The organism is Zestomonas insulae (assembly GCF_016901015.1).
Classification (GTDB): Bacteria; Pseudomonadota; Gammaproteobacteria; order Pseudomonadales; family Pseudomonadaceae; genus Aquipseudomonas; species Aquipseudomonas insulae.
In genome coordinates this window covers 24,611-38,654 of record NZ_JAFEUP010000006.1, presented here as the reverse complement: position 1 = coordinate 38,654, position 14,044 = coordinate 24,611, and the positions used below count along the sequence as shown (strand labels likewise).

Here is a 14,044-nt window from a genome sequence, read left to right as displayed (position 1 = left end):
TTCTCCTAGGCTTCAGCACGCCGGCGCGGCATTGATTTCGCGCTCGATGGACGTGCGGTCCAATTGTTCAGAATCCACTTTGATATACAGGGCGGCCTCCTCGGCCACCACCATGGCGTCGGTCACGCCGGGCAACTGCGATATCCGCCCGGCCAACCCACCGTCCTGCGCCGCAGCGGGCGGCAAAGGCAGGCGCAGACTGGTCACATACGGCGGTTCACGCATGGTAACAGCAAATACCAGCCACAGTGCACAGAGCGCCGCACAGCCCAGGAACACGCTGTCGAGGCCGCCATGCTGCATCAGCCAGCCGCCGAGAATGCCGCCCAGCGCGGCGCCGAGGAACTGGCTGGTGGAGTACACGCCCATCGCCGTGCCCTTGCCGCCCGCCGGCGAGACCTTGCTGATCAGCGAGGGCAGCGAGGCTTCCAGCAGGTTGAAGGCGGTGAAGAACACCACGGTGCCGATCACCAGCGCATCCAGGCTGTTGCCGAAGCGCCAGAAGAACAGCTCGCAGAGCAGCAGCACGCTCACCGCGCCAAGCAGCACGCGCTTCATCTGACGCTTCTTCTCGCCGTAGATGATGAACGGCACCATGCCGAAGAAGCCGACCAACAGCGCGGTCAGGTACACCCACCAGTGCTGCTCCTTGGGCAGCCCGGCTTCCTGTACCAGGCTCAGCGGCAGGGCGACGAAGCTGGCCATGAGGATCGCGTGGAGCACGAAGATGCCCAGGTCCAGGCGCAGCAGGTCAGGATGGCGCAGGGTCGGCAGCAGCGCCTGGCGCGCCACCCCGGATTCGCGGTGCTGCAGGTGACTGGCGGCGCGCGGGACGAACGCGGCGACCACCAGCAAGCCGAGCAGAGCCATGCCGGCGGTGGCCCAGAACAGCCCGTGCAGGCCGAACGCGCGGGTCAACAGCGGGCCGACCACCATGGCCACGGCAAACGACACGCCGATGCTCATGCCGATCATGGCCATCGCCTTGGTGCGATGCTGCTCGCGGGTCAGGTCGGAGAGCAGCGCCATCACCGCCGCGGAAATTGCCCCGGCGCCCTGCAGCACGCGGCCGGCGATCACGCCCCAGATCGAGTCGGCCTGCGCCGCCAGCACTGCACCGGCGGCGAAGATCAGCAGGCCGACGTAGATCACCGGGCGCCGGCCGATACGGTCGGAAATCACCCCGAACGGAATCTGCAGCACCGCCTGGGTCAGGCCGTAGGCGCCGATGGCCAGGCCGATCAACGCCGGAGTTGCCCCGGCCAGGTCCATGCCGTAGGTCGCCAGCACCGGCAGAACCATGAACATGCCGAGCATGCGGAAAGCGAAGACCAGCGCCAGCCCGGAGGCCGCGCGGGTTTCGGCGCCGCTCATGCGATCACTGTGCAGTTCGTGCATTGCAGATGTCCCATCAAAACCAGCCGGCGATTCTACCAGCCGAACCGGTGCAGACACAGCAGCGTCGCTTTGCCGCACAGCCGGAGCGAGCCGTATACTCGGCGGTTTCCGCCCGCCACCTGCGAGGCTTTAGTGGACAAGATCCTGATCCGTGGGGCGCGTACCCACAACCTGAAGAACATCGACCTGACCCTGCCGCGCGACAAACTGATCGTGATCACCGGCCTGTCCGGTTCGGGCAAATCCTCGCTGGCCTTCGACACCCTGTATGCCGAGGGGCAGCGCCGCTACGTGGAATCGCTGTCGGCCTACGCCCGGCAGTTCCTGTCGATGATGGAGAAGCCCGACGTCGACACCATCGAAGGCCTGTCGCCGGCGATCTCCATCGAGCAGAAGTCCACCTCGCACAACCCGCGTTCGACGGTCGGCACCATCACCGAGATCTACGACTACCTGCGCCTGCTCTACGCCCGCGTCGGCATGCCGCGCTGCCCGGACCACGACGTGCCGCTGGAGGCGCAGACCGTCAGCCAGATGGTCGACCAGGTCATCGCCCTGCCCGAGGGCCGCAAGCTGATGCTGCTGGCCCCGGTGATCCGAGAGCGCAAGGGCGAGCACCTGGCGGTGTTCGACGAGCTGCGCGCCCAGGGCTTCGTGCGCGCCCGGGTCAACGGCAAGGTCTACGAACTCGACGAGCTGCCCAAGCTGGACAAGCAGAAGAAGCATTCGATCGACGTGGTGGTCGACCGCTTCAAGGTCCGCGACGACCTGCAGCAGCGCCTCGCCGAGTCCTTCGAGACCGCCATCAACCTCGCCGACGGCATCGCCCTGGTGGCACCGATGGATGACGAGGAAGGCGAAGAGATGATCTTCTCGGCGCGCTTCGCCTGCCCGATCTGCGGCCACTCGATCAGCGAGCTGGAACCCAAGCTGTTCTCCTTCAACAACCCGGCCGGCGCCTGCCCGACCTGCGACGGCCTCGGCGTGAAGCAGTTCTTCGACGCGCGGCGGGTGGTCAACGGCGAGCTGACCCTGGCCGAGGGCGCGATCCGCGGCTGGGATCGGCGCAACGTCTACTACTTCCAGATGCTCGGCTCGCTGGCCGCGCATTATGGCTTCAGCCTGGAAGTGCCGTTCGACGAGCTCAGTGCCGAACACCAGAAAGCCGTGCTGTTCGGCAGCGGCAAGGACAGCGTGGACTTCCGCTACCTCAACGACCGCGGCGACATCGTCAAGCGCGCGCACCCGTTCGAGGGCATCCTGCCCAATCTGGAGCGCCGCTACCGGGAAACCGAATCGACCACGGTGCGCGAGGAACTGGCCAAGTTCCTCAGCACCCAGCCCTGCCCGGACTGCCACGGCACGCGCCTGCGTCGCGAGGCGCGGCACGTGTGGGTCGGCGACAAGACATTGCCGGCGGTCACCGCCCTGCCGATCGGCGCCGCCTGCGAATACGCCGCCGGACTGACCCTCACCGGCCGGCGCGGCGAGATCGCCGCGAAGATCCTCAAGGAAATCCGCGAGCGCCTGCAGTTCCTGGTCAACGTCGGCCTAGACTACCTGACCCTCGACCGCAGCGCCGACACCCTGTCCGGCGGCGAGGCGCAGCGCATTCGCCTGGCCAGCCAGATCGGCGCCGGCCTGGTCGGGGTGATGTACATCCTCGACGAGCCGTCGATCGGCCTACACCAGCGTGACAACGAGCGCCTGCTCGGCACCCTCACCCACCTGCGCAACCTCGGCAACACGGTGATCGTGGTCGAGCACGACGAGGACGCCATCCGCCTCGCCGACTACGTGGTCGACATCGGCCCCGGCGCCGGCGTGCATGGCGGGCAGATTGTCGCCGAGGGCACGCCGGCCGAGGTGATGAGCCACCCCGACTCGCTGACCGGCAAGTACCTGTCCGGGCGTAAGAAAATCGCCGTGCCGGCCGCGCGCACCCCGCGCGACAAGAAGAAGCTGCTCAAGCTCAAGGGCGCGCGCGGCAACAACCTGCAGGACGTCAACCTGGAAATCCCGGTCGGCCTACTGACCTGCGTTACCGGTGTGTCCGGCTCGGGCAAATCGACGCTGATCAACAACACCCTGTTCCCGATCACCGCCACTGCGCTGAACGGCGCGACCACTCTGGAAACCGCGCCGCACGAATCCTTCGATGGCCTACAGCACCTCGACAAGGTGGTCGACATCGACCAGAGTCCGATTGGCCGCACGCCGCGCTCCAACCCGGCAACCTACACCGGGCTGTTCACGCCGATCCGAGAGCTGTTCGCCGGCGTACCGGAAGCCCGTTCGCGCGGTTACGGCCCGGGGCGCTTCTCCTTCAACGTCAAAGGCGGGCGTTGCGAGGCGTGCCAAGGCGACGGCGTGATCAAGGTGGAAATGCACTTCCTGCCGGACATCTACGTGCCGTGCGACGTGTGCAAGGGCAAGCGCTACAACCGCGAGACCCTGGAGATCCGCTACAAGGGCAAGACCATTCACGAAGTGCTGGAGATGACCATCGAGGACGCGCGCGGCTTCTTCGATGCGGTGCCGGCACTGGCGCGCAAGCTGCAGACGCTGATCGACGTCGGCCTCAGCTACATCAAGCTCGGCCAGAGCGCGACCACCCTCTCCGGCGGCGAGGCGCAGCGGGTCAAGCTGTCCCGCGAGCTGTCCAAGCGCGACACCGGCAAGACTCTGTACATCCTCGACGAGCCAACCACCGGGCTGCACTTCGCCGACATCCAGCAACTGCTCGACGTGCTGCACCGCCTGCGCGACCACGGCAACACCGTGGTGGTCATCGAGCACAACCTGGATGTGATCAAGACCGCCGACTGGCTGGTCGATCTCGGCCCCGAGGGTGGCTCGAAAGGCGGCCAGATCATCGCCAGCGGCACCCCGGAGCAGGTCGCCGAACTGCCGCAATCCTTCACCGGGCACTTCCTCAAACCGCTGCTGGAACGCGACCGCGCCTGACCAGCCGGGCATGAGAAAGCCCCGGCACCACTGATGGTGGCCGGGGCCTTTTTATTGCCGCCGCCTCAGAACGCCTGCGACTGCAGGTAGTTCTCCAGGCCGACGGTCTTGATCAGGCCAAGTTGCTGTTCCAACCAGTAGGCGTGGTCTTCCTCGGTATCCGCCAGCTGCAGCTTGAGGATGTCGCGGCTGACGTAATCCTTGTGCCGCTCGCACAGCTCGATGCCCTTGCACAACGCGGCGCGCACCTTGTACTCCAGACGCAGGTCGTTCTCCAGCATCTCCGGCACCGTGCGGCCGACCTCGAGATCGTCCGCACGCATGCGCGGCGTGCCCTCGAGCATCAGGATACGACGGACCAGCGCGTCGGCGTGCTGGGTCTCTTCTTCCATTTCGTGGTTGAGGCGTTCGTAGAGCTTGGTGAAACCCCAGTCCTCGTACATCCGCGAATGGATGAAGTACTGATCGCGCGCCGCGAGCTCGCCGACCAGCAGCGAATTGAGATAGTCGATTACTTCCGTCTGCCCTTGCATCCCGGCATTCCTGTTACTGCGGTGAAGGTGATTAGTGTGAACGATGCCCGGGCAACGGTCACGTCAGTGCACGAAAAAAGCCGCTAGGGCCCAACTATCGCGCACCTACCCAGCACGCGCGGACCACCGGCCACGTTGCTTCCGCGCATAAAAAAACCGGGCCAGGCCCGGTTTTTTGGGGTACTGCTACAGCTTACTCAGCCGCTTCGACCGCGCCGGTAACCGGACGATCAACCAGCTCGACGTAAGCCATCGGTGCGTTGTCGCCTGCGCGATAACCGCACTTCAGGATACGCAGGTAGCCGCCCTGACGAGTGGCGTAGCGCTTGCCCAGGTCGTTGAACAGTTTGCCGACCGCTTCTTTCGAGCGAGTACGGTCAAACGCCAGACGACGGTTGGCAACGCTGTCTTCCTTGGCCAGGGTGATCAGCGGCTCAGCAACGCGACGCAGCTCTTTCGCTTTCGGCAGAGTGGTTTTGATCAGCTCGTGCTCGAACAGGGAAACCGCCATGTTCTGGAACATGGCCTTGCGGTGCGCGCTGGTGCGGTTCAGGTGACGCCCACTTTTACGATGACGCATGGTTCAATTCCTTACCAAACTCACGTTCGGTGATTACGACGATCAGGCAGTCGCCTTGTCGTCCTTCTTAAGACTTGCCGGCGGCCAGTTGTCGAGGCGCATGCCGAGGGACAGACCACGGGAGGCCAGGACGTCCTTGATCTCGGTCAGGGACTTCTTGCCGAGGTTGGGAGTCTTCAACAGTTCTACTTCGGTGCGCTGAATCAGGTCGCCGATGTAGTAAATGTTCTCCGCCTTCAGGCAGTTGGCCGAACGTACGGTCAGTTCCAGATCATCAACCGGGCGCAGCAGGATCGGATCGATCTCGTCTTCCTGCTCGATCACCACAGGCTCGCTGTCACCTTTGAGGTCGACGAACGCGGCCAACTGCTGCTGCAGAATGGTCGCAGCCCGGCGGATAGCCTCTTCCGGATCCAGGGTGCCGTTGGTTTCCAGGTCAATGACCAGCTTGTCGAGGTTGGTACGCTGCTCAACGCGAGCGTTCTCAACCACGTACGCCACACGACGCACCGGGCTGAAGGACGCATCCAACTGCAGACGACCAATGCTCCGGCTTTCGTCTTCATCACTCTGGCGAGCATCTGCCGGCTCGTATCCGCGACCACGAGCTACAGTCAGCTTCATGTTCAGCGAGCCATTGGAGGCCAGATTGGCAATGACATGGTCACCGTTGACGATTTCGACATCGTGATCCAGTTGAATGTCAGCCGCGGTAACAACGCCCGCGCCTTTCTTCGCCAGAACCAGAGTCACTTCGTCACGGCCGTGCAGCTTGATAGCCAGACCTTTCAGGTTGAGCAGGATCTCGATGACATCTTCCTGCACGCCTTCGATGGCGCTGTACTCGTGGAGTACACCGTCAATTTCGGCCTCGACTACTGCACAGCCAGGCATGGAGGACAACAGGATGCGACGCAACGCGTTGCCCAAGGTATGGCCGAAACCACGCTCGAGCGGCTCGAGCGTGATCTTGGCACGGGTCGGACTGACCACCTGCACATCGATGTGACGGGGGGTCAGAAACTCATTTACCGAAATCTGCATGGATGCACCTATTTTCTAGCCCTTACTTGGAGTAGAGCTCGACAATCAGGCTCTCGTTGATGTCGGCGGACAGATCACTGCGAGCCGGCACGCTTTTGAACACGCCAGATTTCTTCTCAGTGTCAACGTCCACCCACTCGACGCCGCCGCGCTGGGCGGACAGCTCAAGAGCTTGAGTGATGCGCAGCTGGTTCTTCGACTTCTCACGCACCGCAACCACGTCACCAGCACGAACCTGGAACGACGGGATGTTCACGGTCTGACCGTTCACGGTGATGGATTTGTGCGAAACCAGTTGGCGCGATTCAGCACGGGTAGCACCGAAGCCCATGCGGTAAACCACGTTATCCAGACGGCACTCCAGCAGTTGCAGCAGGTTCTCGCCGGTAGCGCCCTTCTTGCGGGCGGCTTCCTTGTAGTAGCTGCTGAACTGACGCTCGAGCACGCCATAGATACGACGAACTTTTTGCTTCTCACGAAGCTGAGTGCCGTAATCGGACTGACGGCCACGGCGCGCGCCGTGCTGGCCAGGAGCCGATTCAATGTTGCACTTGGATTCAAGCGCGCGAGCACCACTCTTCAGGAAGAGATCGGTGCCTTCACGACGAGACAGTTTGCACTTCGGACCAATATAACGAGCCATATCTCACTGTCTCCCAATTACACGCGGCGCTTCTTCGGCGGACGGCACCCGTTGTGCGGGATTGGCGTCACGTCGGTGATGCTGGCGATTTTGTAGCCGCAGGCGTTCAACGCACGCACGGCAGATTCACGACCCGGACCTGGACCCTTGACGTTCACGTCGAGGTTCTTCAGACCGTACTCCAGAGCAGCCTGACCGGCGCGTTCAGCGGCGACCTGAGCAGCAAAGGGGGTGCTTTTACGGGAGCCACGGAAACCGGAGCCGCCGGAGGTAGCCCAGGACAGGGCGTTACCTTGACGATCGGTGATGGTCACGATGGTGTTGTTGAAAGACGCGTGGATATGGGCGATGCCATCAACCACTGTCTTTTTGATTTTCTTACGAGGACGAGCAGCAGGTTTTGCCATGACTATATTCCTGTCGATTCGCGTATGCGATTACTTGCGGATCGGCTTGCGCGGGCCCTTACGGGTGCGGGCGTTGGTCTTGGTGCGCTGACCACGAACCGGCAGACCGCGACGGTGGCGCAGGCCACGGTAGCAACCCAGGTCCATCAGACGCTTGATCTTCATGTTGATTTCGCGGCGCAGGTCACCTTCAGTGGTGAGCTTGGCGACTTCGCCACGCAACACTTCAATCTGCTCATCGCTCAGATCTTTGATTTTTGCTGCCGGATTTACGCCGGCCGCCGCGCAGATGCTCTGCGCAGTGGTGCGACCAACACCGTAGATGTAGGTCAGCGAGATAACAGTGTGTTTGTTATCTGGAATGTTTACGCCTGCAATACGGGCCATTCAGTGGAACTCCAATTGACAGCTACCTACGCCCCGGAAGCCAAGAAAAGGGCGCGAGATATTAGCGCTGTAGAAACAAAGAATCAACCCGGCAGCGCACTAGCTGCCGGGCTCTGGCGCTTGATCACACTCAGCCTTGGCGCTGCTTGTGACGCGGTTCCGCGCTGCAGATCACTCGCACGACACCTTCGCGGCGAATAATCTTGCAGTTGCGGCACAGCTTTTTCACCGATGCACGAACTTTCATCACCAACTCCTCGAACCTTACGGGCACATCAGCGGAGCATGCCGCTGCCGTAACCCTTCAGGTTGGCTTTCTTCATCAGGGATTCGTACTGGTGCGACACGAGGTGCGATTGCACTTGCGACATAAAGTCCATCACAACCACGACCACGATCAGCAACGAGGTCCCGCCAAGGTAAAACGGTACGTTGGCCGCCACCACCAGGAACTGGGGCAGCAGACAAACAGCCGTCATGTACAGGGCACCGAACAGAGTCAAGCGGGTCAGCACACCATCAATGTAACGTGCCGATTGCTCGCCAGGACGGATACCCGGAATAAAGGCGCCGGACTTTTTCAGGTTCTCAGCTACGTCTTTCGGATTGAACATCAGCGCCGTGTAGAAGAAGCAGAAGAACACGATCCCTGCACTAAACAGCAAGATATTCAACGGCTGACCGGGCGCAATGGCTTGCGAGACATCCTGCAGCCAGCCCAGACCTTCGGACTGACCGAACCAGGCCCCTAGAGAGGCCGGGAACAGCAGGAGACTGCTGGCGAAGATGGCCGGGATAACCCCCGCCATATTGACCTTCAGCGGCAAGTGGCTGGTCTGCGCAGCGAAGACCTTGCGGCCTTGCTGACGCTTGGCATAGTGCACCGCGATGCGGCGCTGACCACGCTCAATGAACACCACAAAACCGATGATCGCCACTGCCAACAGGCCGATCGCCACCAGAGCGAAGATATTGATATCGCCCTGACGCGCAGACTCGAAAGACTGCCCGATCGCCCGCGGCAAGCCCGCGACAATCCCGGAGAAGATCAGCATCGAGATGCCGTTGCCGACACCGCGCTCGGTGATCTGCTCACCGAGCCACATCATGAACATCGCCCCTGCCACGAAGGTAGTGACGGCCACGAAGTGGAAACCGAACCCGACCGAAAACGCCACACCCTGACCCGCGAGACCAATGGACATGCCAGTGGCCTGCACCAACGCCAGGATCAGCGTACCGTAGCGAGTGTACTGACTGATCTTGCGACGACCAGCCTCACCCTCTTTCTTCAACTGCTCCAGCTGCGGGCTGACCGCGGTCATGAGCTGCATGATGATCGATGCCGAGATGTACGGCATGATCCCCAATGCAAAGATGCTCATCCGCTCCAGCGCGCCGCCGGAAAACATGTTGAACAGGCTAAGAATAGTCCCCTCGTTCTGCCGGAACAGGTCAGCGAGCCGGTCTGGATTGATCCCGGGCACCGGAATGTGCGCACCTATCCGATAGACGATGATCGCCATAAACAGGAAGCGCAGCCGAGCCCAGAGCTCGGATAACCCACCATTGCTGAGCGCTGAGAGAGCACCTTGCTTAGCCATTTAGTCCTCGAACTTACCGCCAGCTGCTTCGATGGCCGCACGCGCACCCTTGGTGGCGGCGATGCCTTTCAGGGTCACCGCGCGAGCAACATCACCGGACAACACGATTTTCACGCGCTGCACGTTGCGGTTGATCACGTTGGCATCCTTGAGGGCCTGCACGGTGACCACATCACCTTCGACCTTGGCCAGCTCGGAAGTACGAACTTCCGCGCGATCCATAGCCTTCAGCGAGACGAAGCCAAATTTCGGCAGACGACGATGCAGCGGCTGTTGACCACCCTCGAAGCCCGGAGCAATGGTGCCACCGGAACGCGAGGTCTGACCTTTGTGGCCACGGCCACCGGTTTTACCCAGGCCACTACCAATGCCGCGACCGACACGTTGCTTCTCGCGACGGGCACCCGGAGCGGAACGCAGATCGTTCAATTGCATGTCTTAACCCTCCACACGCAGAAGGTAATAGGCCTTGTTGATCATGCCGCGGTTTTCCGGAGTATCCAGAACCTCTACGGTGTGACCGATACGACGCAGGCCGAGACCTTTGACGCAAGCCTTGTGATTAGCCAGGCGGCCGCTCACGCTCTTGATCAGCGTGACCTTAACAGTTGCGTTAGCCATGGTTAGAGAATCTCCTCGACGCTCTTACCACGCTTAGCAGCCACGGAATCCGGGGACTGCATGCCCTTCAGAGCTTTGAAGGTCGCATGAACCACGTTGACCGGATTGGTCGAGCCGTAGCACTTAGCCAGCACGTTCTGTACGCCAGCGACTTCCAGCACCGCACGCATCGCGCCACCAGCGATGATGCCGGTACCGTCGGATGCAGGCTGCATGTAGACCTTCGAAGCGCCGTGGGCGGACTTCATGGCGTACTGCAGAGTGGTGCCTTTCAGATCAACCTGGATCATGTTGCGACGCGCAGCTTCCATCGCTTTCTGGATGGCTGCCGGCACTTCGCGGGACTTGCCACGGCCAAAGCCAACACGGCCCTTGCCATCACCCACCACGGTCAACGCAGTGAAGGTGAAGATGCGACCGCCTTTGACGGTCTTGGCAACGCGGTTAACCTGGACCAGCTTCTCGATGTAGCCTTCGTCGCGTTTTTGGTCGTTATTTGCCATAACTTAGAACTCCAGTCCGCCTTCACGAGCAGCATCAGCCAGCGCCTTGACGCGACCGTGATACTTGAAGCCCGAACGATCGAAAGCCACCTTGGTTACGCCAGCGGCTTTCGCGCGCTCAGCGACCAGCTGGCCAACTTTCTTGGCCGCGTCAACGTTGCCGGTGGCGCCGTCACGCAGTGCATTGTCCAAGGTCGAGGCGCTGGCCAGGACCTTGCCGCCGTCGGCCGAAATGACCTGGGCGTAGATGTGCTGGGAAGAGCGGTACACGCAGAGGCGTACGGATTCCAGCTCGCGCATTTTCAGGCGTGCCTTGCGAGCGCGACGCAGACGAGTTTCTTTCTTTACGCTCATTTGCTATGCCCTACTTCTTCTTAGCTTCTTTACGATGAACGACTTCATCGGAATAACGCACGCCCTTGCCTTTGTAAGGCTCTGGCGGACGGAAGTCGCGGATCTCAGCAGCCACCTGACCAACCAGCTGCTTGTCGATACCCTTGATCAGGATGTCGGTCTGGCTGGGGGTTTCAGCGGAAACGCCCTGCGGCAGCTCATAGTCCACCGGGTGGGAGAAGCCGAGAGCCAGCGACAGCACTTGACCCTTGGCCTGAGCCTTGTAGCCAACGCCGACCAGCTGGAGCTTGCGCTCGAAGCCCTGGCTTACACCGATGACCATGTTGTTGACCAGTGCACGAGTAGTGCCGGCCATGGCGCGGTTCTGTTGATCGCCATTGCGCGCAGCAAAACGCAGTTCACCTGCTTCCTGCTGGACTTCAACGGACGGGTGTACATTCAGCTCAAGAGCGCCCTTGGCACCCTTAACCGAAAGCTGCTGACCAGCAATCTTGACCTCAACGCCAGCGGGCAGCTTGACGGGGTTCTTAGCAACGCGAGACATGCTTATCCCCCCTTAGAACACAGTGCAGAGCACTTCGCCGCCAACGCCAGCAGCGCGAGCAGCCCGATCAGTCATCACACCCTTGTTGGTGGAGACAATCGAGACGCCCAGGCCGCCGCGCACTTTCGGCAGCTGGTCTACGGACTTGTACTGGCGCAGGCCAGGACGGCTTACACGCTTCAGCTCTTCAATGACTGGACGGCCTTCGAAGTACTTCAGCTCAATGGACAGCAGCGGCTTGGCGTCGCTGCTGATTTGGTATCCGCTGATATAGCCTTCGCTCTTCAGAACGTTGGCCACGGCCACCTTCAGCTTGGAAGACGGCATGCTTACGACAGACTTTTCAGCCATCTGGGCATTACGGATACGAGTTAGCATGTCCGCTAACGGGTCCTGCATACTCATGGGCTAGATGCTCCTGATACAAAAAGGACTAGTCTTGCGACTACTAATACCGCCCAAAACCCCAGGCAAAAAAGAGGCCTGGCTCGGGCGAGCCGGTCATTCTAGAGACCGTTCAAAAATGAATCAAGCCCCAAGAGGGGCTGGATTCATTAACAGCGTGGAAAGTGCCAGACGGCACTCCCAGCGATGTTACCAGCTGGCTTTCACCAGACCCGGCACGTCACCACGCATTGCCGCTTCCCGCAGCTTGTTACGGCCAAGGCCGAACTTGCGGTACACGCCATGCGGACGACCGGTCAGACGGCAGCGGTTACGCAGGCGACTGGCGCTGGCGTCACGCGGCTGCTTCTGCAGGGCTACCTGGGCTTCCCAACGAGCTTCCGGAGTGGAGTTCGGGTTGACGATGGTAGCTTTCAGCTCGGCACGCTTCTTAGCGAACTTGGCAACCGTCTGCTGACGCTTCAGCTCGCGGTTCTTCATGCTCTGTTTAGCCATGTTCCTACTCCGATCAGTTGCGGAACGGGAAGCTGAAAGCACGCAGCAGGGCGCGACCTTCATCATCCGTACGGGCAGTAGTGGTCAGGGTGATATCGAGACCACGCAGCGCATCGATCTTGTCGTAATCGATTTCCGGGAAAATGATCTGCTCTTTCACGCCCATGCTGTAGTTGCCGCGACCGTCGAAGGACTTGGCATTCAGGCCGCGGAAGTCACGCACGCGCGGCAGGGAGATGGAGATCAGGCGATCCAGAAATTCGTACATACGATCACGGCGCAGCGTCACCTTGACGCCGATCGGCCAACCTTCACGAACCTTGAAGCCTGCAATCGACTTGCGGGCGTAGGTCACGATCGGCTTTTGACCGGTGATTTTTTCCAGGTCAGCGACAGCATTCTCGATGACTTTCTTGTCACCGATAGCTTCGCCCAGGCCCATGTTGAGGGTGATTTTGGTGATGCGCGGAACTTCCATCACGTTCGCCAGCTGCAGTTGTTCCTTCAGCTTGGGCGCGATGTCTTTCCGGTAAATCTCTTTTAGTCGTGCCATGGTATCTACCTAGCAGTGCTCAAGCGTCGACCGGCTTTTGGTTCGACTTGAAGACACGAATTTTCTTGCCTTCTTCTACTTTGAAGCCAACGCGATCAGCTTTGTTGGTTTCAGCATTGAAGATGGCGACGTTGGAAGCGTGCAGAGGCGCTTCTTTTTCGACGATACCGCCCTGAACGCCCGACATCGGGTTCGGCTTGGTATGACGCTTGACCAGGTTGATCCCGCCAACGACCAGACGGTCGTCAGCGAGCACCTTCAGCACCTTACCGCGCTTACCCTTGTCCTTGCCGGCGATCACGATGATCTCGTCGTCACGACGAATCTTTTGCATGTCGGATCTCCTTACAGAACTTCAGGGGCGAGCGAGACGATCTTCATGAACTTCTCAGAACGAAGCTCGCGAGTCACCGGCCCAAAAATACGGGTGCCGATCGGCTCTTGCTTGTTGTTCAGCAGAACAGCAGCGTTACCGTCGAAGCGAATGATCGAGCCATCCGGGCGACGCACACCGTGACGGGTGCGGACCACGACAGCGGTCATCACCTGACCCTTCTTCACTTTGCCGCGCGGAATTGCTTCCTTCACGGTCACCTTGATGATGTCACCAATGCCGGCGTAACGGCGGTGCGAACCGCCGAGCACCTTGATGCACATAACACGACGCGCGCCACTGTTATCAGCCACATCGAGCATGGATTGAGTCTGAATCATAAAATTTCTCCGACCCCTAGCTCTTAGACTTCGACTGCGCGTTCGACGATCTCAACCAGCGCCCAAGATTTGGTCTTGGCCAGCGGACGCGTCTCGCGAATCGAGACGGTGTCGCCGATGCGGCACTGGTTGGTTTCGTCGTGAGCGTGCAGCTTGGTCGAACGCTTGACGTACTTACCGTAGATCGGGTGCTTTACGCGACGCTCGACCAGAACGGTGATGGTCTTGTCCATTTTGTCGCTGACTACGCGGCCGGTCAGCGTGCGGACGGTTTTCTGAGCTTCAGCCATGA

At 60.8% G+C, this 14,044-nt stretch carries 21 protein-coding genes; 1 reads left to right on the top strand and 20 read right to left on the bottom strand.

Annotation, left to right across the window (positions count from 1 at the left end):
* Positions 1-12 precede the first annotated feature (12 nt).
* Complete coding sequence (locus JQX08_RS18700; RefSeq protein ID WP_205349930.1) at positions 13-1,398, bottom strand: MFS transporter; 1,386 nt, start codon at positions 1,396-1,398, stop codon at positions 13-15.
* 132 nt (positions 1,399-1,530) lie between these two features.
* Here JQX08_RS18700 and uvrA point away from each other — a divergent pair, with 132 nt between their 5' ends.
* Positions 1,531-4,365 (top strand): excinuclease ABC subunit UvrA, encoded by a 2,835-nt coding sequence (gene uvrA, locus JQX08_RS18695; protein ID WP_205349929.1) that lies wholly within the window; start codon positions 1,531-1,533, stop codon positions 4,363-4,365.
* A gap of 65 nt (positions 4,366-4,430) precedes the next feature.
* On the opposite strand, the gene bfr is transcribed toward uvrA, so the two are convergent.
* From bfr to rpsQ, 19 genes are all read right to left on the bottom strand, one after another.
* The gene (gene bfr, locus JQX08_RS18690) at positions 4,431-4,898 is read right to left on the bottom strand and encodes a bacterioferritin (RefSeq protein ID WP_205349928.1); all 468 of its coding nucleotides are present in this window, start codon (positions 4,896-4,898) and stop codon (positions 4,431-4,433) included.
* Positions 4,899-5,091: 193 nt separating this feature from the next.
* A complete protein-coding gene (gene rplQ / locus JQX08_RS18685; protein ID WP_205349927.1) occupies positions 5,092-5,478 on the bottom strand; it encodes a 50S ribosomal protein L17 in 387 nt (128 codons plus the stop codon).
* 42 nt (positions 5,479-5,520) lie between these two features.
* Positions 5,521-6,522: a DNA-directed RNA polymerase subunit alpha gene (locus JQX08_RS18680; RefSeq protein WP_205349926.1), complete on the bottom strand. Its 1,002-nt coding sequence runs from the start codon at positions 6,520-6,522 to the stop codon at positions 5,521-5,523.
* A 22-nt stretch (positions 6,523-6,544) separates the two neighbouring features.
* Positions 6,545-7,165, bottom strand: a complete 621-nt coding sequence (rpsD, locus tag JQX08_RS18675) for a 30S ribosomal protein S4 (RefSeq protein WP_205349925.1) — start codon at positions 7,163-7,165, stop codon at positions 6,545-6,547.
* A gap of 17 nt (positions 7,166-7,182) precedes the next feature.
* A complete protein-coding gene (rpsK, locus tag JQX08_RS18670; RefSeq protein ID WP_039806105.1) occupies positions 7,183-7,572 on the bottom strand; it encodes a 30S ribosomal protein S11 in 390 nt (129 codons plus the stop codon).
* A 30-nt stretch (positions 7,573-7,602) separates the two neighbouring features.
* On the bottom strand, positions 7,603-7,959 hold the full coding sequence (gene rpsM, locus JQX08_RS18665) for a 30S ribosomal protein S13 (RefSeq protein ID WP_205349924.1): 357 nt from the start codon (positions 7,957-7,959) through the stop codon (positions 7,603-7,605).
* Positions 7,960-8,089: 130 nt separating this feature from the next.
* A complete protein-coding gene (rpmJ, locus tag JQX08_RS18660; RefSeq protein WP_002555468.1) occupies positions 8,090-8,206 on the bottom strand; it encodes a 50S ribosomal protein L36 in 117 nt (38 codons plus the stop codon).
* Positions 8,207-8,234: 28 nt separating this feature from the next.
* A complete protein-coding gene (secY, locus tag JQX08_RS18655; protein ID WP_205349923.1) occupies positions 8,235-9,563 on the bottom strand; it encodes a preprotein translocase subunit SecY in 1,329 nt (442 codons plus the stop codon).
* The gene (gene rplO, locus JQX08_RS18650) at positions 9,564-9,998 is read right to left on the bottom strand and encodes a 50S ribosomal protein L15 (RefSeq protein ID WP_205349922.1); all 435 of its coding nucleotides are present in this window, start codon (positions 9,996-9,998) and stop codon (positions 9,564-9,566) included.
* Between the two features lie 3 nt (positions 9,999-10,001).
* On the bottom strand, positions 10,002-10,184 hold the full coding sequence (gene rpmD / locus JQX08_RS18645; RefSeq protein ID WP_205349921.1) for a 50S ribosomal protein L30: 183 nt from the start codon (positions 10,182-10,184) through the stop codon (positions 10,002-10,004).
* 2 nt (positions 10,185-10,186) lie between these two features.
* Positions 10,187-10,687 carry a 30S ribosomal protein S5 gene (gene rpsE, locus JQX08_RS18640; RefSeq protein ID WP_205349920.1) on the bottom strand — a complete coding sequence of 167 codons (501 nt, stop codon included), beginning with the start codon at positions 10,685-10,687 and terminating at the stop codon, positions 10,187-10,189.
* Positions 10,688-10,690: 3 nt separating this feature from the next.
* Positions 10,691-11,041 carry a 50S ribosomal protein L18 gene (gene rplR, locus JQX08_RS18635; protein ID WP_205349919.1) on the bottom strand — a complete coding sequence of 117 codons (351 nt, stop codon included), beginning with the start codon at positions 11,039-11,041 and terminating at the stop codon, positions 10,691-10,693.
* 10 nt (positions 11,042-11,051) lie between these two features.
* The gene (gene rplF / locus JQX08_RS18630; protein ID WP_205349918.1) at positions 11,052-11,585 is read right to left on the bottom strand and encodes a 50S ribosomal protein L6; all 534 of its coding nucleotides are present in this window, start codon (positions 11,583-11,585) and stop codon (positions 11,052-11,054) included.
* Between the two features lie 12 nt (positions 11,586-11,597).
* Positions 11,598-11,990, bottom strand: a complete 393-nt coding sequence (gene rpsH / locus JQX08_RS18625) for a 30S ribosomal protein S8 (RefSeq protein ID WP_205349917.1) — start codon at positions 11,988-11,990, stop codon at positions 11,598-11,600.
* 189 nt (positions 11,991-12,179) lie between these two features.
* On the bottom strand, positions 12,180-12,485 hold the full coding sequence (gene rpsN, locus JQX08_RS18620; protein WP_205349916.1) for a 30S ribosomal protein S14: 306 nt from the start codon (positions 12,483-12,485) through the stop codon (positions 12,180-12,182).
* A 13-nt stretch (positions 12,486-12,498) separates the two neighbouring features.
* The gene (rplE, locus tag JQX08_RS18615; RefSeq protein ID WP_205349915.1) at positions 12,499-13,038 is read right to left on the bottom strand and encodes a 50S ribosomal protein L5; all 540 of its coding nucleotides are present in this window, start codon (positions 13,036-13,038) and stop codon (positions 12,499-12,501) included.
* A 19-nt stretch (positions 13,039-13,057) separates the two neighbouring features.
* Entirely contained in the window at positions 13,058-13,372 is a 315-nt protein-coding gene (gene rplX, locus JQX08_RS18610) for a 50S ribosomal protein L24 (protein ID WP_205349914.1), read from the bottom strand.
* An 11-nt stretch (positions 13,373-13,383) separates the two neighbouring features.
* Positions 13,384-13,752: a 50S ribosomal protein L14 gene (gene rplN, locus JQX08_RS18605; RefSeq protein ID WP_003289207.1), complete on the bottom strand. Its 369-nt coding sequence runs from the start codon at positions 13,750-13,752 to the stop codon at positions 13,384-13,386.
* Positions 13,753-13,775: 23 nt separating this feature from the next.
* A complete protein-coding gene (gene rpsQ, locus JQX08_RS18600; RefSeq protein ID WP_205349913.1) occupies positions 13,776-14,042 on the bottom strand; it encodes a 30S ribosomal protein S17 in 267 nt (88 codons plus the stop codon).
* Between the last annotated feature and the right edge of the window lie 2 nt (positions 14,043-14,044).